This is a genomic window from Zavarzinella sp., assembly GCA_041399155.1.
Taxonomy (GTDB): Bacteria; Planctomycetota; Planctomycetia; order Gemmatales; family Gemmataceae; genus JAWKTI01.
This window is the reverse complement of the sequence record JAWKTI010000003.1, coordinates 281,438-301,545: the sequence shown is the minus strand read 5'-3', so window position 1 is coordinate 301,545 and position 20,108 is coordinate 281,438. Positions and strand designations below refer to the sequence as shown.

Annotated in this window: 19 protein-coding genes; 13 read left to right on the top strand and 6 right to left on the bottom strand. The window is 50.0% G+C overall.

What is annotated here, in order from left to right:
* Positions 1-90 precede the first annotated feature (90 nt).
* The 4 genes from R3B84_15385 (at position 91) to R3B84_15370 (ending at position 4,547) form a co-directional block, all read left to right on the top strand.
* A complete protein-coding gene (locus tag R3B84_15385; protein ID MEZ6141954.1) occupies positions 91-1,200 on the top strand; it encodes a prepilin peptidase in 1,110 nt (369 codons plus the stop codon).
* Positions 1,197-1,811 carry an imidazole glycerol phosphate synthase subunit HisH gene (gene hisH / locus R3B84_15380; GenBank protein MEZ6141953.1) on the top strand — a complete coding sequence of 205 codons (615 nt, stop codon included), beginning with the start codon at positions 1,197-1,199 and terminating at the stop codon, positions 1,809-1,811. The genes R3B84_15385 and hisH overlap by 4 nt, the downstream gene beginning before the upstream one ends.
* A 119-nt stretch (positions 1,812-1,930) precedes the next feature.
* Positions 1,931-2,908, top strand: coding sequence for an ROK family protein (locus R3B84_15375; protein ID MEZ6141952.1), 978 nt, complete (start codon positions 1,931-1,933; stop codon positions 2,906-2,908).
* A 1,099-nt stretch (positions 2,909-4,007) separates the two neighbouring features.
* On the top strand, positions 4,008-4,547 hold the full coding sequence (locus R3B84_15370) for an SMI1/KNR4 family protein (protein ID MEZ6141951.1): 540 nt from the start codon (positions 4,008-4,010) through the stop codon (positions 4,545-4,547).
* A 277-nt stretch (positions 4,548-4,824) separates the two neighbouring features.
* On the opposite strand, the gene R3B84_15365 is transcribed toward R3B84_15370, so the two are convergent.
* Positions 4,825-5,913 carry a TIGR02996 domain-containing protein gene (locus tag R3B84_15365; protein MEZ6141950.1) on the bottom strand — a complete coding sequence of 363 codons (1,089 nt, stop codon included), beginning with the start codon at positions 5,911-5,913 and terminating at the stop codon, positions 4,825-4,827.
* Between the two features lie 269 nt (positions 5,914-6,182).
* Here R3B84_15365 and htpG point away from each other — a divergent pair, with 269 nt between their 5' ends.
* Together htpG and R3B84_15355 are read left to right on the top strand one after the other, a co-directional pair.
* Entirely contained in the window at positions 6,183-8,072 is a 1,890-nt protein-coding gene (htpG, locus tag R3B84_15360; GenBank protein ID MEZ6141949.1) for a molecular chaperone HtpG, read from the top strand.
* Positions 8,073-8,195: 123 nt separating this feature from the next.
* Positions 8,196-8,462 carry a hypothetical protein gene (locus R3B84_15355; GenBank protein ID MEZ6141948.1) on the top strand — a complete coding sequence of 89 codons (267 nt, stop codon included), beginning with the start codon at positions 8,196-8,198 and terminating at the stop codon, positions 8,460-8,462.
* A 176-nt stretch (positions 8,463-8,638) separates the two neighbouring features.
* Here the strand turns inward: R3B84_15355 and R3B84_15350 are convergent, their stop codons facing one another.
* The 4 genes from R3B84_15350 to R3B84_15335 form a co-directional block, all read right to left on the bottom strand.
* Entirely contained in the window at positions 8,639-8,899 is a 261-nt protein-coding gene (locus R3B84_15350) for a hypothetical protein (GenBank protein ID MEZ6141947.1), read from the bottom strand.
* On the bottom strand, positions 8,887-9,078 hold the full coding sequence (locus R3B84_15345; protein ID MEZ6141946.1) for a hypothetical protein: 192 nt from the start codon (positions 9,076-9,078) through the stop codon (positions 8,887-8,889). The genes R3B84_15350 and R3B84_15345 overlap by 13 nt, the downstream gene beginning before the upstream one ends.
* Positions 9,079-9,130: 52 nt before the next feature.
* Positions 9,131-11,779, bottom strand: coding sequence for an alkaline phosphatase family protein (locus R3B84_15340; protein MEZ6141945.1), 2,649 nt, complete (start codon positions 11,777-11,779; stop codon positions 9,131-9,133).
* Positions 11,780-11,907: 128 nt separating this feature from the next.
* A complete protein-coding gene (locus R3B84_15335) occupies positions 11,908-12,168 on the bottom strand; it encodes a hypothetical protein (protein MEZ6141944.1) in 261 nt (86 codons plus the stop codon).
* A gap of 318 nt (positions 12,169-12,486) precedes the next feature.
* On the opposite strand from R3B84_15335, the gene R3B84_15330 reads away from it, so the two are divergent.
* From R3B84_15330 to R3B84_15300, 7 genes are all read left to right on the top strand, one after another.
* Positions 12,487-13,800 (top strand): DUF1552 domain-containing protein, encoded by a 1,314-nt coding sequence (locus tag R3B84_15330; GenBank protein ID MEZ6141943.1) that lies wholly within the window; start codon positions 12,487-12,489, stop codon positions 13,798-13,800.
* Positions 13,797-16,181, top strand: coding sequence for a DUF1588 domain-containing protein (locus R3B84_15325; protein ID MEZ6141942.1), 2,385 nt, complete (start codon positions 13,797-13,799; stop codon positions 16,179-16,181). Before R3B84_15330 ends, R3B84_15325 begins: the two co-directional genes overlap by 4 nt.
* A 133-nt stretch (positions 16,182-16,314) precedes the next feature.
* Entirely contained in the window at positions 16,315-17,010 is a 696-nt protein-coding gene (locus tag R3B84_15320) for a YHS domain-containing protein (GenBank protein ID MEZ6141941.1), read from the top strand.
* A 74-nt stretch (positions 17,011-17,084) separates the two neighbouring features.
* Positions 17,085-17,231: a hypothetical protein gene (locus R3B84_15315; protein MEZ6141940.1), complete on the top strand. Its 147-nt coding sequence runs from the start codon at positions 17,085-17,087 to the stop codon at positions 17,229-17,231.
* 131 nt (positions 17,232-17,362) lie between these two features.
* Complete coding sequence (locus R3B84_15310; GenBank protein MEZ6141939.1) at positions 17,363-18,532, top strand: hypothetical protein; 1,170 nt, start codon at positions 17,363-17,365, stop codon at positions 18,530-18,532.
* Between the two features lie 157 nt (positions 18,533-18,689).
* Positions 18,690-18,917, top strand: coding sequence for a DUF433 domain-containing protein (locus R3B84_15305; protein MEZ6141938.1), 228 nt, complete (start codon positions 18,690-18,692; stop codon positions 18,915-18,917).
* Entirely contained in the window at positions 18,914-19,282 is a 369-nt protein-coding gene (locus R3B84_15300; GenBank protein MEZ6141937.1) for a DUF5615 family PIN-like protein, read from the top strand. The genes R3B84_15305 and R3B84_15300 overlap by 4 nt, the downstream gene beginning before the upstream one ends.
* 54 nt (positions 19,283-19,336) lie before the next feature.
* Here the strand turns inward: R3B84_15300 and R3B84_15295 are convergent, their stop codons facing one another.
* Positions 19,337-19,924: an alpha-ketoglutarate-dependent dioxygenase AlkB gene (locus tag R3B84_15295; protein MEZ6141936.1), complete on the bottom strand. Its 588-nt coding sequence runs from the start codon at positions 19,922-19,924 to the stop codon at positions 19,337-19,339.
* Positions 19,925-20,108: the final 184 nt, after the last annotated feature.

Here is a 20,108-nt window from a genome sequence, read left to right as displayed (position 1 = left end):
GCACCATCCAACCGGTGGCGAAATATCTCCCGGTTATCGCCAATTGTGGTGGGAGATGCTATCCTTTCCCAGTGGGCTGGGTAGCGATCTATGACGAATTTGACCATCGAAATCATCTGGCTGGTTGTGGCTTTCCTTCTGGGAAGTTGCGTCGGCAGCTTTATCAACGTGGTGGTGGGTCGTCTGCCTTACGAAAAAAGCCTGCTCTGGCCCAGTTCCACCTGTTTAAAATGTTACACCCCCCTGCGGCTGATGGATAACCTGCCGGTTATTGGCTATCTGATGCTGGGTGGGAAGTGCCGCTATTGTGGCAGTCGCTATTCATCGCAATACCTCTGGATCGAACTGATCTGCGGTGCGGTGTTTGCCGGACTGCTCTATTTCGACATTTTCATGAATGGCTTACATCTGCCGGTGATTGCCACCTCGGATTGGTCGATTAATCAGGGTTTGATCCCATGGCAGGGGATTATTCTGTTTTTTCATCATGCCATTCTGTTTTCGTTTTTGCTGGCTGCCGCACTAAGCGATATTCATACTCGCACGATCCCACTGAGCCTGACTGCCACTGGCACCATCATTGGGTTGATCAGTGCGACAATCTTTGCCTGGCCGTTCCCCACCGAACTGACCAGTGGGAATCTCGCAGTCCGCACTTCGTGGGCCTTCAACTTCCCACCGGAAAAGTTCCCACGTGGGGTTTATCAGTGGCCAGTGTGGGGCCCGCTCCCCACCTGGCTCATGGTGGAATCTCGCTGGCTGCTGGGCCTGCTGACCGGTCTGGCAGGTGCCGCCATGGGCAGCCTGCTGGTGCGTGCCATCAAGTTTCTAGTGGAAAAAGGGATGGGTCGCGAAGCAATTGGCATGGGTGATGCCGATCTGATGATGATGGCGGGTGCGTTCATCGGCTGGCAGGGCGTGATTGTATCCTTTTTTGTCGGCGGGTTGTGTGCATTGCCGATGGCCATTCTGATGCTGATCTTCAAAAAAGATCGCTCGCTGCCGTTCGGGCCTGGTCTGGCGTTAGGTGTGGTTATCGTGGTGCTGAACGGGCCTCGCATGGCACCTGCACTGCAAAGTTTGTTTTTCGACGAAATTATCCTGCTGGTTTTTGCCACAATAGTTTTTGGCGGGATGTTTATTGGTGGTTTGCTCCTGCGATTCACCAATCCCGCTCCCCAAGGTGTCTCTCCATCATGAGCAGTATTGTGATTGTCGACTACGGCATGGGAAACCTGCGTAGCGTGCAAAAAGCATTCGAAACTATTGGATATTCGGCCAGTATTGAACAACATCCCGAGAAAATTGCGGCTGCTGATCGCCTGATCCTGCCTGGCGTAGGTGCCTTTCAGGATGCAATTGCCCACATTACAGAGAGTGGCATCAGCGAGGTGCTGCACACCCACATTCAACGTGGCAGGCCCTTTCTGGGAATCTGCCTGGGCCTGCAATTACTGTTTGAAACGGGCTACGAAGACGGCACCCACCGTGGGCTGGGCTTCCTGCCTGGGGAAGTGGTGCGGTTCGATCCCCACCCTGGCCTGAAAATTCCCCACATGGGCTGGAATTCAATCAACACGGTGCCTGATTGCCCCCTGTTTCACGATATTCCTTTGGGCAGCCATTTTTATTTTGTGCACTCATACTACGCACGCCCCACAGAGCCTAATGTGGTGGCAGCAACCGCAGATTACCCCACCCCATTCTGTGCGGCAATCTGGCGCGATAACCTGCTTGCCACCCAGTTCCACCCCGAAAAAAGCCAGCAGGTGGGCCTGCGTCTGCTGGAAAATTTCATGAAAAAAATCTAATAAGTATATTTTTGTATACTTTTTGTGGTAATTTTGCCGCCAGTAACGCTTTCATGACGCACCGAAACGAGCGAAATCGTACAATATTGCCTTTAACTACCATCTGAACGTCAATTGATATGACTGCGAACCGAAATTTTGTTGGACTCGACGTGGGCGGCACGACCATGAAAGCCGCAGTGGTGCAGGAATCGGGCAAGGTGTTTCCACACGCCACGCTGCCCACGGAAGCTGCGAAAGGTCAGGAGCATGGCCTGCAGCAGATGTATGCCACGATTCGGGCTGCCGTAAGTACCGCTGGGCTAAGCATTTCCGATATTTCCGGCATTGGTGTGGCCACCCCGGGCACCATGGACCTGTCTGCGGGGCTGATTCTGGACCCACCCAACTTAAAACCGTGGCGAAATGTGCCGGTTCGCGATTCGATTCAGAAAGAGTTCCAGGTCCCCACCGCGTTTCAAAATGATGCCAACGCAGCCGCCTTTGGTGAATTCTGGGCCGGTGCGGGGAAAGGCACCGTCAGCATGGTGATGTTTACACTGGGCACCGGGATTGGTGGTGGAATTGTCATCGATGGCAAAATTATGGAAGGCAGGCACTCCCACGGTGGGGAAATTGGGCACATGGGCATTCAAATGACCGATGGCCGCCTCTGTGGGTGCGGGCGACGGGGCTGCCTCGAAGCGTATGCCAGTGCTACTTCGGTGGTGAAACGGGCCCAGGAAGCGGTGGAATTGAGCAATCAGCCCTCGTTGCTGCGGGAACAACTGGCAGCCACCGATGAAGAACTGCCCGCAAAAGTAGTTTTTCAGGCAGCCAACCAGGGTGATGAAATTGCCCGCAGAATTGTGGATGAAACCGCCTACTATCTGGCTGTCGGTGCAATGAACATGATGCACGTAATCGACCCGGACATGATTGTCTATGGCGGGGGAATGACTGCTGCCGGTGAACCATTTTTGCAGCGAATTCAGTTTTACATCAAGCAATTGGCCTTCCCAGTGCCTGCCGAAAACACCACCGTCCGGTATGCCAGCCTCGGCAGCGACGCAGGCTTCATCGGTGCTGCCGCCTGCGCCCTTTCATTAATGAGTTAATATTTGTGAACATAGAATCGCTTGAGCTAGAGTAACACACATGTTTAAAAGGGCCTAATTAAGAATACGCACAGCATTTTTGATTATTAGCACAGGATGCTGCAAGAAGAGGAATTGCATTGAAATGAGTAAAGTATTTATCATTCTATTTGCTACATTTCATTTTTTGCTATACTGTGGATGGCATATTTTTGCCTTGGCGATATATTTCTTCTTCAATGGCGTTAAGCGAGCAACAACAGGGTGTGAAATAGCATTGAATGTAATTGATCCAGTCGGCTATATCTTATATATCACAGGTTTGGGCAAAAGAGGTAGTCTGTTTACATCGTTTTCGAGCACGATTTTATACCTGGTTATTGTTGCAATATTTTGTAAACTCACACTGTTAATTAGAACAATACCACTCATAAACAGGAATCAAATCATGTTTTTTTTCGCTTTGTTGCAATGTTTGTTGACACAACCAGTGATTTTGTAAGTTACTATCTAAACAAAAGAAAAGCAGTTGTCGACAGCAGTACAATCACAATAGTGAATGATTGCACGTCGTATTTTGCTGGCTATTATCTTGATTTTTTGTTGACAAATGATACTGACAACAATGACCCATCTGAAATAGTTATATCAGTTGCAAAATTAGGGTCAAAAGAAATTCTATTTGCCAAGTCAGTATCGCCCACTTGGATTGATGATAAGAAATTTGGATGATATACATTTGTGACAACGACCACCCGCGGATTGTACTCAATGAAGAGAACGAGGTTTTACTACTGTGATTAATCAATGTTTGGCCGCTGCAAAAACCTACTTAACAAAGAAATTCTTATGCATTCAATCTAAATTATGTTTACTGATATAAATACGACTGATGCAAATATTTATAACGCTTTATTTTTCTATAATCTAGTTCCATGGAATTACAAGGCTGTGTAAATCTTCTTTGAGATTGATTCATGGGTGTACAAAAGTGTTTCTTGCGAATCTACAGGTGCAAGCATTGCAACTTTTCGACAATTTTGAAAGAGGATTCTTATAAGAGATTCAAACGAATTACTACAAAATAGTTTGCAAACAATTGCATTGGCAGGAAGCAAATATGGATAGTATAATTGACCTGATTCGCATACAGATTCAACGGTCACCTACTTCCCACGGGCCACCGTTTCTCGCACCTCATGAAGTGCTACAGTTATCCGAAATAGCAATCGCAGAAGATATCATAGGCTGCAAATTGCCAAATCTGTTGCAGCAGCTTTATCTTCAAATCGGTAATGGGGGATTTGGACCTGGTTATGGATTGCTTCCTTTGTTGCCTTCAAGCGAATTGAAAAATGGCCGTTTTGTTGTTTCTTTATACTCTTTTTTTCGGCAAGCTAAAAAGTGGAATGCAACAGTAATTCCTTTTTCATGTTGGGGATGTGGAATTCTTTCTTGCCTCGACCTTCGTGATAATACTGATCCTCTTGTGTATAGATTCGAGCCAAATATGCCCGATGAACTCACTTCAAATTACCTTAATGGGAACACGTACGTTGGTAATGGATTAATTCCTGAGGAAGTTCCATTATCAGAATGGCTAGGTATGTGGCTTGCAGGGCATGCTGATATTATGTTTAGCAAGTTTAACACAATTTGATTGTGATCAATTAAGAAATATCTAACACTCTCTCATTGAACTGCTCTTCAGGATTAGGACGAATTAAATAAGCGATAATCAAGATAATATGTAGTTGAAAGAAGGAACAGAGTCAGACGGCCTTACAGGCATTTACAATTCGTGGCAAAACCTATCCCCGGCCCTCACGGACCGGGCTACACCTAGACGGCACTTTGTGCCTTCAGACACGTGTTGTTTGGCGGTGAGTCGATTTGATGTAGTGCAGTGGATCGGCCGTTTGTTTCATAAGTTCTCATTAATATATCTGTACTCTGCGGCCGAAGCGCTGTTTCAGTGGGTCGTGCATCGCCGCACTGATGGCGTTGTCACCCAGAATGATCTCTTCAATTTCCTGAAGGTGGGGCGATTCGATGATTGCTGTTGCCCCCAGATCGGTGATTCGGTTGCCACGCAGATAAACCCCATGCAGGTGCTGCAAACGTGGGGAATCTGCTAACGCGTTTGCAGCATCATCACCAATCAAGGTCCGTTCCAGGTACAGGTTTTCCAACTCGCTGGCGGCTTCGGAATAGGCATACATCCGCCAGCCTGCATCCGAAATATTGTTCCCAGAGGCATAGAGCGTTCGCAGGTGAAAGGGTGCTTCGGCAAGTGCCTGCATTGCCGTACTGTCGATCTGGGTCCACGCCATCGATAGCCACTTCAGGCTGGACAGTCCTGTTGCCTGTGCCAGTTGTTGTAAACCGTCCGCAAACAAGGCATTCCGATCGAGCGACAACACCGTCAGGTGGGGGAAATTGCCCCGCTGGGCCAGTGCGGTCAGCCCACCGGGACCGATATTGTTGTTATCCAGTTTCAACGAAGTGAGTTGCCGACTGTGGGGTGAGTCGACGATTTCCTGTAAGCCGAGGTTGCCAATTCGGTTACCATCTGAAAGATCCAGTCGTCGGATGCGGGCAAATTCCGGCAGTGCCACCAGTGTACCAAGCCAATCAGGGCGGAATCGATGCCCACTGATCTCCTGAATCGGTGCGGCATTCAGAATTTTCTCATAATTCAGCAGAAACATTTCTGGATCCTGTACCCGCACGCTGGAAATCAGGCCTGATTCGAAGTTTTCATATTCGATCCCGCGAAACTGGGGCAATTCGCTTTTCCACCGTACATCATTTTTGCGGATCAGAGCCTGTTCCAGTTGCCTCAGGTGGGGAAATTTCGGGTCTTTTGGGCCAAGTTGCCGCATTTCAACCTGAATTCGGATCAATTGTGCCCGTTCGAAGTCGCCATCGTCTTCCAGAAAATCGGAATAGATCAGCCGAAGAGAATCATCGTTGGGCTGCACCACAATTGCCTGCAACATCGCCTCATGTCGCGAAAGAAACATCCTATCCCCACAGAAATGTCTGGTAGATGTAGTTTAGGAAGCAAAATGGGGAAAAATCGTGCCCCATGGTGGGGGAAATTGCATTACATGCAATAATATTACTGGTAACTAGATTATTGATAATATATTTGGGTTCATCCCACATTTTCATTGTGGTATTGCTCCCACCTGTGGAACAATACAATAACTCATTGTTCAAGAATTAAAAACGTTGTTCGGCACGTGGGTGTCGAAATTGTAAATCTGTACACTATAAACTTGGGGGCAACATGTCTGCGGAGCAGATGGAATTTCGGACCGAATTGAAGCAATTGCTGCACTTAATCACCCACTCACTGTATTCGAATCGGGAAATCTTTCTGCGTGAATTGATCAGCAACGCCAGCGATGCGATCAATAAGCTGCGATTCGATGCCATTGCCAATGAGGCAGCACTGGAAGGGAATGCGGACTGGAAAATCAAAATCACCACCGATCCAGCCAACAGCACGTTAACGATTTCTGATAGTGGCGTGGGGATGAATCGGCAGGATGCCATCGAGCACCTGGGCACGATCGCCAAATCGGGCACTAAGGCGTTTCTGGAAAACCTGAAAGCCGCCCAACAGGCAACTGAGCCGGATCTGATCGGCCAATTCGGCGTGGGCTTTTACTCCGCCTTTATGGTGGCAGACAAGGTTACGGTGCATTCCCGCAAAGCGGGCGAACCGGGCACAGGTATTCGCTGGGAATCGGATGGTCAGGGGAGCTTTTCGATTGAGGATGCCCCACGCGAACAACGTGGGACCGATGTGATTCTGCATTTGAAAGAAGATGCCAAAGAATTTCTGGACAGCTATCGAATCCGCCACCTGGTGAAGCAGTTTTCAGACTTTATCGAACATCCCATTGTGATGGATGAAACTACCAAGGCGGAAGACGGTACCGAAACCACGGAAGAAGAGACAATTAATGCTCGGCGAGCATTATGGTTGCAGCAACCTCGTGAAATCACCGCAGAAGAGTACAACGGCTTTTACAAAACACTGACCAACGATTTTAACGACCCGATTAAGGTCATCCATTACAACAAAGAAGGCAAAAGCGATTACCGCGTCCTGGCCTTCATTCCCAAGGAAAAACCATTTTCCTTTACCTGGGAAGATCCGAAAGGGATGAAGTTATATGTGCAGCGGGTGCAGATTATGGAATCGTGCGATGGGCTGCTGCCCAACTATCTGCGCTTTGTCCGGGGGGTGGTTGATTCGAACGATCTCCCGCTGAATATTTCGCGTGAACTGCTGCAATCCAATCCTGTACTGGAGCGTATTCAGAAAGATCTGGTGCGACAAATTATCGAAGCACTGGAATTTTTGAAAGGCGACCAGTTCGATGCCTACCTGCACTTTTACAAAGATTATTCTCCTGCGTTGAAAGAAGCGGCAGTTCAGGATTACACCAATCGCGAAAAATTCAGTGATTTACTGCTGTTTGAATCTACCAAAACGGAAGAAGGCAAATACACCACATTATCTGAATATGTCGAGCGAATGCCCGCGGATCAGAAAGAGATCTATTACCTGATTGGCGAAGAAAAAAACATCATTGAAAACTCTCCCCTGCTGGAAAGCTTCAAGAGTAAGGGTTGGGAAGTGCTGCTGCTGACAGAAACAATCGATGAATACCTGATGCCCTCCATGGGCAAGTTCCGCGACAAGGAACTGAAGGCGATTGACCGGGCAGATACCACCGCAGCAGAAGATCCGGCGATCCCACGTGAGGACGAGTTTAAAAACTTCCTGGAATATCTGAAAAGTATTCTGCCCCAGGTGGAGGATGTGAAACTTTCCAAGCGTTTAAAAGAAAGCCCCTCGTGCCTGATTGCGGGTAAAAATGGGATGACACCCGCTTACGAAAAGCTGATGCAGCGGATGGGTCGTGCCACCGAACCTGCCAAACGGATTCTGGAAATTAATGCAGAAAATCCGGTGATCAACAAGATCAAAGGTATGTTCGAACAAAACCCCCATGATCCGCTGGTGGAAAGTTGCAGCCGACTGGTTTACGAACAGGCGGTGATTGCGGAAGGCAGTACGCTCAGCGATCCAGCCGGTTTTGCCCGCAGATTGAACCAGTTGATTGTGTTGATGGCCCCCACGGTGGGTGAAAACCAGGTGTAAGCAGTGCTGATTGCATGAGTTTTTCCCAATCTGCATCCTGTACCAATTTTCCGTTTGTAAAATCAGGCAATTTGTAATTTTTTCATCCACCCGATCTGCGTGCGACTTGAATCGAATTCCATAATGAACGGTACGAAAAGAACCAACACAATGGAAAATTCGATGCGACGTGCAGTGCTGATGGGAATCTTGTTGGTCGTGGCGGGGTGCCAGAACACCCGTAGTCCCGTTGACAACCGCTTAATGAATGCCGCTGACCCTGGCATTGATCCACTGCTGACCATTGATGAACAGCAAAGCCGAGGCCGTTCTCGCTATTCCTATCCAGATGAAAACCGCTTCATTGCACCGTTAGGACATGCCAGCAGTGGCAGCCCGAGCGGACGATAATAGTGCACTCGGATTGGCTCAGCCCCTGATGCTGCAGCTTGTTAGCAATCAAACAGCCGCCAAATCATCTTGAGGTTGGTGGTTAATCTATTCATTCGAACTATCCCAACATTCCCACTTCGACGCTCTGGTCTCACAAGTGACCCGAAATACGTTACAGAATTTGAGAATTGAAATTATCTGCTGAGAATGTCGACAACGTGGGCAAGTGCCTTGTCGCTCATCGAAAAGGGAACTGAACAGAATTCTGATTCTGCAACATCCCACGTCATACAGGTGAAAAAAGCAAATTTGTGGTGCAGCAGTTTCACTTCGTAATATGCCTGTCCGGTGGGATCTGGTGTGCTGCGAAGGATGGCAATCTGCGACAAAGGATCAACAGAAACCACGTGCAGAGTTTCAGGCTCCAGCGTGGCACCCGAAATCATTTCTGCCACTGTGACAGATCAGTCACCGGAGTGGCCCTTTCCACTTCGAAAGAATGGATCAGCCGATTGCTCTGGTGGGTTTCCAGGTCAAACTCAATCGTCCCACGTCCCTCTGGCAGTGGGGTGGTGTCGTTTAACGGGTGGGTGCTCAGAACATCCAGCAGTTGATCAATAAATGAGGCGTTCACGATGATGTCCAAAGCTCCGTCTTAATGAGAAAAATCTCATATAGCCAGTTTGTTATTCATCATCGTCATCGTCATCTTCTGGCTTGCCACGAAAGAATGCTGCTCGAACGGGTGCGGGCATGCGGGAATTGGCACCACGAACCGATTTCCAGATCACTTCATTGAAAAGGATATCATCGGCGGCGTCTTCCTGTTCCAGATTGGCACGTTCCGACCATTTTGCCCCCCACGCATTGGCTTCGTTGGTAGCTTTCAGGTCGGTTTTCGGTATCAGGTGTTTATATGGTGCCACGTCCGGCTTGGCCTGGAACGAGTGGTACATCGGCATCGCAGCTGCATCGAATTGGCTCATTGGATCCAGGCCCAGAATCAATTCCATCGTGCGTAACATGCTCGAAGTGGAATACATCGTGGAATCGACGTAATTCTTTTTCGTGTAAGGAGATATGGCCAACGCCACCACCCGGTGAGCATCCACGTGATCCGGGCCGTTCTGGGCGTCATCTTCAATCACAAAAATGGCTGTCTCTGGCCAGAACTTCGATTTGCTGACCGCTTCTACCACCATTCCCAGGGCCAGATCGTTATCCGCCACCTGTGCTGTGGGGGTTGGTTTGCCTACGCGGGTGCCAGAAGTGTGGTCATTGGGCAGTCGCAGAATGGTCAATTGTGGGTATTCGCCTTTTTGTTCAAATTCTTTTAATTCAGTGATAAATCGTTCAGCTCGCAGCACATCCGGATAATCGAGATCGTACCCACGGAACTTGGGATCGAAGTGACCATCCAGGGCCTTTACCCGTGCGGTGCTGTCTTCGAAGGTGCCATCTTTGCGTTTGGCACCGTTGGCAATCCATTCACCGTAACTACGGTAGGTGACATTTTTCGCTGCAGCCCGATCCCACAGATACCCACCCGCGGGGCGGGCGATTTTATCCAACGCACCTTCCGAAGGATAACCAAAGCGTTGGGTGGGGCTGCCACGGTACGTCAACGGCCATACTTTTTCCACAAAGTCGGTGGCGTAGGCACCCATACTCCATTCGTGGCCATCTGCAGATACTTCCCCATCGACGTAGAAATTGTCCAACAAGACAAATTGTCTTGCGAGTGCATGGTGGTTCGGGGTGATCGCTTCTGGAAACAGACAGAGCGTAGGATCGCCATTTCCTTCCGGCATGTCACCAAAAACCTGATCGTAGGTGCGGTTTTCCTTGATAATGTAAATGACGTGTTTAATTGGCGACGGAGCACCCACCGTTTTTGGGATCGGATTATCTGTCGGGATATCCTTCGCACGTGGGGAAAAATCCTTTTGCAGTGGGCTGCACTTGTAGGCTTCCTTCGTGTACTTTGCCATCTCCAGCGGTTTGTGCATATCAATAATGCTCAGTGTGCCTTCAAACAACGTTCCGATATATTCCTGCAGATTTTTTGCCAGCGGCTGGTTTGGGTTCGGACCATGACGATTCGATTTTGAACTGCTGCCTTTGCCGTTCGCCACATAAATCTTATTATCTTTTGGGTTGAATCGCACTGAAGTGGGATACCAGCCGGTGGGAATAAACCCTAAAGAGAGTGCCTTTTTGGGGTCTTCCACATTGAACATCGCCAGATTGTTCGCATCGGCATTTGCCACCAGCAGCAGCCCACCTTCCAACAGGGTCAGGCTGTTAGGCGTGTTACCCGATGGCGATTGTGGGTAAAGCGAACAATGGATCGTTTGCAGACTGGCACCGGTTTTCAGGTCGAGCACACTGACCTGCGTGCTGTTGGCACATGCCACGTACAGGGCATTGTTGGCAGAATCGATCGCCATTTCCGTGGGGTGCAGTGCCGTATTCCAGCGAGCCTGCACGGTATTAGTGGTCAGATCGATGACAGCCACCTGAGCAGATGCCCACAAACTGACGTAAAGCGTTTTGCCATCGGCAGATACGATACAAGCGTAGGGATAGTTTTCTGGTGTTATTGCGGTAGGCTTTGCGGGTAGTTTTTCAGCACCCGGTTCTTTCCGACCATCAGGCGGACTGGGGGGATCGCCTTTTTTCGGTGCAGGTGCCTGTTCTTTTTTCTGCACCAGCGAAATTTCCACTTTGTTTTCGGGGTTATCTACCGGAATGCGAAAAACCGAATCGCCCCAGGTGTTGCAGACAAACAGTTCCAGCCCTTTGGCATCCATCGCTAACCCACCGGGGACATGCTTACTGCCTTCCGAAGCAATGCTGATTTCTCTGGGATTCCCCAGCAGGCCGCGAGCGAAATCGAAGGCGTGAATGACCTGAAATTCACCCCCACTGGCGTAAAGCTGGCGACCATCCGGCGAAAAGGTCAGCCCGTAAAATGTCTGATCAAGAGTCACGCGGGAAAGAATCTGCTGTTTCTTGGGATTCAGGTTCACAATGATGATTTCGTGTTCTTTCATCCCACCGTGCAAGACGGCAAGATACTGCCCACTGGGATGAACCGCAAGATTAATGGGCAGGTTCCCCATCGACAACTGCTTACCCGCGGGGCGTAAACGCCACTGGTTCGAGAGCAGAATGTACCCATCCTCTGTTAATCCAGGCAGCGTGGGCAAACTGCGAAAGGCAGCTTCTGCGGGCGGCTTGGGATTCTGCCGCACGGCCTGATCGATCCCACCCAGCAGGAAAAAAGTAACTGTTGTCACCGCACCCAACGCCAGAAGCGTCTGATTTCTCATGATTTTCTCAGAAATTGCACGTGTCCTGTCATTGCTTAACTTAGGAAAGCAGGCAGTAAAAATTAAGAATCACGTGTTAAGAAGAGGTAAATGCTGCCTACCAGTTCATTCTGTTGGAGAATGAAACACTAACGTGGGGTTGATGAATCCAGAACCTCCGTCTGCCGGCGACCTTTTTCAGGCAGCATTGCTGGAATGCATAGCAGCAGCCCACCAAACAGTGGGGGAAGACCGAACTGAAGGAGTTGCTTCCCGATACTGCCGTTTTCGGCAAAGCTCATATCAGCAAGAATCCCCATGCCTGCTAGTACCGCAAAACCCAGAAGTGGTAGTGAAACCAGAATGCTGATCATTCCAATCACTAACAGTACCAGCTTGATTCGACGCATTTGATCTCCCAGTGCTCGACCTGATCCAATTGCAATGGTCTTTCCTGAAAAACACCACCAACTCCAAGTTACACGAGCTGGTGCGATTGGGCAAGCGATGCGGTGCCTGGGTGAGTTCTGCCGCCAGAAAAAAATCGCCCTAACAGCCCTTCATCTTTTTCTCATAATTTGACAGATGTGCGGCTTTCATTTTTTCATCATTTTTTCAATTGAACCACCATCGCACTTTTATTCGACTATAATAACGTTGCTTTTTCTCACCTGCTGGTCCATTGTGCAATCCTTCCAGTGCAATGGCTTTATTTTGGAGACCGATTCATGATTCATCGTCGAGAGATGCTGCAAGGGGCTGCTGCTGGTGTGGTTCTTAGCCAGCTTAACCTTGCAAGCAACTGTTTTGGTGCATCCAGCACCACCAGTGGGCCGAAGCGGGTGGTGTTTTTTATGCAGAATCAGGGTTTTGACCCGCTGACCTGTATCCCGGAAGGAATGAAACGCAGTGGATCGCTGGCGAAAGCAAAGCTGCCCGAGCCAATTGATCCACTGGAGCCGTACAAGGATCGGTTACACATTATTAATGGACTGCATGGCTTGCACACGAGCCCATCCCACAGTGCCTTTTTTGGTGCGTTAGGTGGGTATCGCGGGAGTGATGGTGTGCCGCCCAGCGGCCCCACGATCGATTATGAACTCAGTAAGCTGCTGCCGGAAACATTGCTGCCCCACCTGTGCATCGGCATGGATTCGTTAGAGAACATGTCGGCAAAGCCCACCATTGCAACCTTGTCTGCACGTGGGGCTGGCCAGCCAATTTTCATGCACTCGAATCCCAACCACCTGTACCAGATGCTGTACGGTGGGATTTCTCAGGGCGAAATCCGCCAGAAGCACGAAGTTCAATCGAGCATGTTCAACCAGATCGAAAATCTGGCTGCCAGCAAAGGAATGGCGTTGCCCACTGCGGATTCGCAACGTTATGGACAGTATGTGCAGGGATTCAAAGATATCAACGGCCTGCGGGACCGACTTGCCCAGGTTTCAGACCATTTGAAAAAGTTTGCCCCCACCGTCGATGAACGATATTCCAAGCCGAAATTCGAAACCGACTGGCATGATGCGCTGTTGGATTTGGGTATTTCAGCATTAACTTCCGGCACCAGCAATGTGCTGACCATTGGCTCCGGACGTGGGGAAATCTTCGGTTCCTGGAAAGGGCTGGGAATTGAAAAACAAGGTCATAATCTTGGCCACATGAAGCAGCCTGGTGATCCGATCTGGATCAAAATTCGCCAGTACAATTCCCGCATGCTGGTTCGGATGATGCAGGCACTGGAAAAAATACCTGAAGGTCGTGGGACAATGATGGACAATACCCTCATTGTCTACACCAGTAATAATGCCGATTCGCAGCACACCAGCGGTGCCAACTGGCCTGTCATGCTGCTGGGCAACTTCGATGGCCGCCTGAAAACAGGTTGTTTCACCCAACTGGATGGCAAACGGCCGATCAATGCCCTGTATGCCACCATTCTGCGGGCGATTGGTCATAATGTCGATCGCTTCAATATGGACGACAAACTCGCCAGCAAGTTTGACAGTGGCACTGGTCCCATCAAGGAACTTCTGGTATGAAATTGACCACCTTTTCAGGCGCACTCCTGGCTTTGGTGGGGCTTTTTTCTCCCATCCAGGCGGAAGAAGTGTATGTTCCTGGCCAGAAAATCAAGAAAGGGTACGCTGATTTTGCTCAACCATTTTTGAAACAGTTTTGTACGGATTGCCACGACGATCTTTCCCGCAGTGGGAAGCTATCGCTGGAAAATCTTGGGCCAGTGGATGAGACGAACGCAGCGGTCTGGAAATCGGTGTGGGCTCAGGTTGCTTTGCAGGAAATGCCCCCAAGGAAGAGCAAGAATCAGCCCCCGATCGTTCAGCGCCTGCAGTTTTCTGACTGGATTGTGGAAGAATTAAAACGTGCGATGCAGGACAAAGGTGGCTTTCAGGATCATCTCGATCCGAATAAGGGCAATTTTGTCGATCACAATCTGTTGTTTGGACCACTGCCAAAAGGAATCGAGCTGCAACCCACCTCCTCTCCGACACGCCTCTGGCGAGTTACCCCACTGGAACATGTGACGCGTCTGAACGAGTTGTTCAACAAAGAACCTGCTTACGATCCCAAAAAACCAGGGCTTCGAGCCCACGGTGATGCGATTCCCACCAACCACGGTGGGGAGTTAAAACTCTATTTTGGCATTGATCGCATCCTGTCGGTACAAGGTGGCACCGTGGCCTACGCAACCGCCGTGAAAAGTGTGCCCTCAGTGTTGTCAAATCCACGTTCCCTCGGGCTGAAAAATTACCCCCACCTGACTTCGGTGAACAGTGCCGAAGCCACCCTGATCCTGGGGCTTGCCGAAGATATTCTTCGCTACATGATTGATGGCCCACTGAGTATCGCAGAAGCCTACCAGATCACTGATAACCCGAAATCGATTGCAGACAAGATGAAGGGTGATCTGCGCGGGTTGCCCACCAGTATCGTTTACAGCACCAAAGTGGTGCGTCCGCTGACCCCAGTCTACGATTTCATGCAGGAAGACGGGGTTAATGATGAATCACTCCGGAAAGCGGTGAATTTTCTGTTCGAAGCACTGACGTTCCGCCCACCCACCGGACATGAATCCGATGCCTATTTGAATATTGCCAAACAGGCAATTACTACCCTCGGGAAGAAAAACGGTACCGTTGTGGGGCTGTCAGCTATTTTTCTCGACCGCGACGCGCTTTTTCGGCCAGAACTGGCTCGGCAGGGCAAACCGGATACCCACGGTCGGGTGCTGCTGCAGGATTGGGAACTTGGCCTGTCGGTCAACCATGCATTCCGCTACCTGAAACCAGACGAAAAGCTTCGGGAAGCCATCGTTTCCGGTAACATGCGAACCAGAGATGATGTGAAACGGGAACTGGAACGGATGCTGGCCGATGACAGTATCCGCAAGCCACGGGTGCTGCAGTTTTTCCGCGATTACTTCGACTACGACCGTGGTGGCTATATCTGCAAAGACACCAGATCACTGCAACAAACGGGCGTCAATGTCGGCAACCACTATCGGGCGATGTTTGATGGTACTGCCAGCACGGACCGCCTAGTGGAATTGATTCTGGCAGAAGATAAAGATGTTTTCAGACAAATGTTAACGACCAATAAAGTGGTTGTCGCTCCTTCAGAGCGAAATTACTACGGTGCCATGCAGAATACACCGAAACAAAAGGCTCCGCCCAAAGGTGCCAAAAAAGGAAATAATGCGAATGGCCTGGCTCTCCCGGAATTGAAAGGGCCGGAAATATTTGCCCGTGTCAGCAGACCTACTTTCGGTGGGGGATCGCTGAAACCAAATCGGGTGCTGGCGACAGCACCTGAGGGACAACGCCTGGGCATTCTCACCCACCCCACCTGGCTGGTTTCTCATTCTGATGCAATGGACAACCACGCCATTCACCGTGGTAAGTGGGTGCGTGAACGGCTACTGGGTGGTGGTATCCCCGATGTCCCGATTACCGTGGATGCAATGCTGCCTGATGAACCCACAACGCTGAGACAGCGGATGCGGGTCACCAGAGAAAATTACTGCTGGACCTGCCACCAGAAAATGGACCCACTTGGCCTGCCATTTGAGCTTTTCAACCACGCTGGGGTGTTCCGAACCACAGAATTGGGTAAACCAGTTGATACGACGGGTGAGATCATTGCTTCTGGCGACCCCAAACTGGACGGGAAGGTAGCAAATGCATTCGAAATGATCCAGAAAATCGCCGCAAGTGAACGAGCCGAACAGGTGTTTGTGCGTCATGCGTTCCGCTTCTGGATGGGCCGAAACGAAACCTTAAACGATCGAATTGTGCTGCAGGACGCCTACAAAGCCTACAAGGAAAGTGGGGGCAGCATGAAAGCACTGCTCATTTCTCTCCTCACTTCCGATGCCTTTCTCTATCGAAAACCAGCAAGCTAAACAGTTGGCTGATCACTTCGACTGGTGTGCGAACAATGAACAATTTTTCATTTTTGGGAATAATCACCCACAAGTGGGAACTTCCCCATTACCATGATGTTTAATGAACTGGTCAACCGGAAGCGAGATTTTCATGAAATTTATCCTTGGTGTGGCAGCCATTTGCCTACTCTTTCCGTGGGCGGCATCTGCTGAAACGCCACCCGTTCGCGATGCTTTTGCCCCGCTTCAGGGCCTGATTGGAACCTGGAAAGGAACTGGTTATCCGGAAGGCACCCGTGAAGAAAAACAGGCCGGGCAGTGGCAGGAAACCATTCAGTTCATCTGGAAATTCACCAAAGCAGGTGCTTGGGTGGAACTGAAAGCTGATAACAGCAAACTACTTTCCAGTGGGAAAATCGAACGCACCAATGATGGAAAAAGTCTGCAACTGACATTGACAACACCCACCAAAGAGACGCAGATTTTTGAAATTTCGGTTGAGGCCAAAAAAATCAATTGTCAGCGAAAATTAGGTGATGGCACGTACGAACGCCTGGTATTTACCGCACTGCACGACAATCGCCTGCTGTATCGAAAAGAAGTAGCCAAACTGCCCACTGCAACCGGACTGACCACCCACCGCGTGGGGCTGTTGAAAGACGGCGAGCCATTCGTTGTGGTGGGTAACAGCACCACGGAATGCATTGTCAGTGGGGGCAAAGGCACCTCGACCGTCACGTACATGGGGAAAACCTATTATGTGTGCTGTTCCGGCTGCCGCGACGAGTTTAATGAGAATCCGAAACGCTACGTCGACGAGTGGGAAGCCCGCCAGAAGAAAAAATGAGTTGTACTGGATTGGCAGGATTATTGTGAAGCTGCCCTTGTCTTCATAGCCCGCAGCGCCAGCAAGGGAATTTCTTGTCAGCGCCAACATTTCGTGATTTTGCGCAGGGTGGCACCGGCTTCCAGCCGGTGATTGAATTAATTAGCGGCAGGATGCCGCTGCCACGTTTCAAGGATAAGCCCGTCAGTCTTTATCTTGCTCCTTCCTTTTTGCAAATTTGAGAAATCGATGCACCGATTGGACAGCCTTCGTTCGTGGGCTATTAATCGAGCATCGAAGTTTGTCATACCCAGCCGAACCACTGTTCAGTATGATAGACGTGCATACCTGTTTCATCCCTTCGAGGAATAACGTGAGTACGGAAGTTCTCTCCAGCAAAATCCATGCAGCCAAAGAGGCTCTGGATAAACAAGTTCGAGAAATTGTGCAGTGGCATTTTTCGGAAGACACCGGCACACCTTTCTGGCTTGAAAAAGCAAAAACGTACAAATTTAACCCACTGAAAGACGTTCAGGGTTACGACGATCTGAAACTCTTTCCATTGTTTGAAGATGATTGGCTGCGGGCATCCCCCGACACCGACATTTCACGCTGGATTCCACGAGCCTATCAGGGCAAAAAGCCGGTATACGTTTTTGAAACAGGTGGCACCACCGGTATTCCCAAGTCGCGAGTGGTGATCGAAGACCACAAAATCGACTACGAAATGATGAGCGAAACCCTGCCAGATGAATATTTCCCACGTGGGAGCCACTGGCTGATGCTTGGACCATCCGGTCCACGTCGTTTGCGACTGGCGATTGAACACCTGGCCCAATTCCGTGGCGGGATCTGTTTCTGTGTCGATCTTGACCCACGCTGGGTGGTGAAGTGCCTGAAAGCGGGCAAACCCCAGGAAGCTAAGGCGTACGCAGAGCACTGTATTGATCAGGCGTTAACCATTCTGGCAGCAGGCCACAATATCAAGTGTATGTTCACCACGCCGAAACTGTTGACCGCACTCGACCAGGCACTTCGAGACGGCAAACTGGAAGCAAAACGCCGTGAAATCGGCTTTCCGGTGCCTGAAGGCAGCCTGCGATCGATTCCCGATACGGGCATCACCGGCATCTTCTCCGGTGGGACCGAATTTACCCCACAGTTCACGCGGGAAGCGATGGAAGAAATGCTGGAAAACCGCGTCTACATGACCCCCACCTACGGCAACACGCTGATGGGTCTGGCATGTTCCAAACCAGTGGGCCCGCACGATAAATACAAGATCAGTTATTACCCACCTCAGCCACGTGCGGCAGTGGAAGTGTGCGATTACGAAGATGAAACCTACAGCAAACTGGTCGATTACGGGCAAACTGGCCGCGTGATCCTGACCACGCTGACGAAAGAGTTCTTCATGCCCCGCTTCCCGGAACGCGATGAAGGCGAGCGGGAAGCACCATACGACACCTTCCCGTGGGATGGTGTCAGCGGCGTACGTCCGTTCCACAAGTTCGTCAGCACCACCACCGTGGGCGTCTATTAATTGGCAATACCGCCCCACTTGCATTTCAATTGGTTAATCGTGTTACCCACCAATCAACGACATTAACTTTACTCATTCCAGTGTTGCTGGTAGAATGAACTTCTGATCTCTCCATTTCCTCTGAAGTGGGGGCTTCTGAAAACACTGAGAATTAGTCATGCAATTCGAAAGAATTTCGCATCATCCCGCAGTAATGGGCGGGAAACCATGTATCAGAGGATTGCGGGTTACCGTAGGAACCATTCTGGGCCTTTTAGCAACTGGAAAGTCACGAGAACGTATTCTCGAAGCATATCCATATCTGCAGCCCGAAGATATCGACGCCACGCTTGCCTACGCAGCATGGCGGTTAGAAGAGCGTGAAGAACCGTTGGTCGTTGCATGAGCATTCGGCTACTGATTGATATGAACTTATCATTGGATTGGGTTGCAGAATTTGCCCGTCATGGAATTGATTCTGTGCACTGGAGCCTGGTGGGTGACCCTGGCGCTGAAGATGTAGAGATTATGACGTGGGCTCTTGCAAACGGCTACATTGTTTTCACGCACGACTTGGATTTTGGCACCACTTTAGCTTTGACGCATGCAATGGGTCCGAGTGTCTTGCAGGTACGCGGTCAAAGTGTACTACCCGAAGACATTGGTCCAGTAGTGATAGCTGCGTTGAACCAGTACAGCAGTGATCTGGAATCTGGCTCGCTAGTCGTCGTTGATGTTAAAAAATCCAGAATTCGAGTACTACCTATCTGAACAAACTGAAGTGCGACGTTCTCTCAAATAGATTTCATACCAATAACTAACATATCAAACACTTATGCGTGAAACAATTTTGCGAAATGTCAGATTGATTCGGTCGGTGACATTCTGCTTCGTTTTCGGGATGCTGTGCTGCCAGAAGTGCTGGCAGGTGCCACCCATCACCAACAACGATCCGTGGGACAATTCGAAGGTCAGGCGTTCCCGCGTGGTGTTGTGCCGCAGCAAAAAGCGTCGCGTGCTGCCCAGCGACACCGAACCAATGGTGGGATTCAGGCCCATTTCCGGCTCATCATCGGCGTGGTAGCCCATCGAATCCTGCCCGTGACGGTACCAATTCAGCAGCACCCCATTCCAGCGGTGGGGCAACGTTGCTTCCAGACGAGTTCGAATAAAGTTGGTTGTTGCGGTCCAGCCCACCCCTTGGTGGGGAATGCCCGCGTAGCGGTAGTGCACTCCCAGATCAGCTTGCCAGCACGTCAGGCGTGGGTAAACACGTCCGCGAGACTGTTCCTGCTGCCAGGTGCATTCCATTTGCAACTTTTCCAACCAGTCATCGGCCGTCGCCTGCGTCACCCAGTGGGGGTAAAATTCCACCCAGCCGCCGTCCGCAAGCGAATACGTAACTACTTCCATGACAAGATGTTAGGAGAGAAGAATCCCGTTCGCAAGTGCCTGAACTAACGGTCAGCACCCGATGAATGATTCCCAACTGAAAAACGTCTACGATGATGAGGGATTTATCATTCTTCAAATTTGGATGAATCGCCTTTTTCAGCTATGGTATCTAATACTTGTTTGAATCTGCGGTGGGGTGATT